Consider the following 543-nt stretch of genomic DNA (forward strand, 5'->3'; position numbering starts at 1 on the left):
TGGGGGTGCGTGGCGCGGGCCGGGTGCCGTACCGCCGCCACAGCCCGGTGAGCAGGTCGGCCAGCAGGCAGCTGGACGCGAGCTCGTCCCCGGTCTCGGTGGCCCGGTGTGCCGCACGGACGACGGCGGCGGTGTCCGGGTCGTACGAGACCGGCTCCCGGAACGACGGGGTGCCCCGGCCGCCCGCCGCGGCGGCCACCGCGTCGACCGGCAGGTAGAGCACCCGGTAGGTCCAGCCGTCCGTGTGCGCGGGACCGCCGGTGTGCACCACCTCCGGGTTGAGCAGCACCGTGCCGCCCGCCGCGACGCGCTCGGTGCCCCCGCCGATGCGCAGTTCCTCGGCCCCGGTCTCCACCACGCCGACCGCGAACGTCTCGTGACTGTGCCGGGGGAAGCGGTGCCGCCGGAAACGGGCCCACATCACGTCCACCCCGGCCACACCCGGATGCCGCCAGTAGCGGGCGAGCTCCCCGCGCGCCGCGCGGGAGCCCGCGGGCGGGGCGGTCCCGGTCATGCCGTCGTCCCCGGCACGGCGGGGTCGGG

1 protein-coding gene is annotated in these 543 nt (G+C 78.1%); it reads right to left on the reverse strand.

The genetic code is table 11. The features are described 5' to 3' along the window. The coding region (locus SACPADRAFT_RS24390) for an AraC family ligand binding domain-containing protein (RefSeq protein ID WP_007027930.1) at positions 1 to 514 on the reverse strand (514 nt) is incomplete at its 3' end. Positions 515 to 543 lie beyond the last annotated feature (29 nt).

The organism is Saccharomonospora iraqiensis subsp. paurometabolica YIM 90007 (assembly GCF_000231035.2).
Lineage (GTDB): Bacteria > Actinomycetota > Actinomycetes > Mycobacteriales > Pseudonocardiaceae > Saccharomonospora > Saccharomonospora paurometabolica.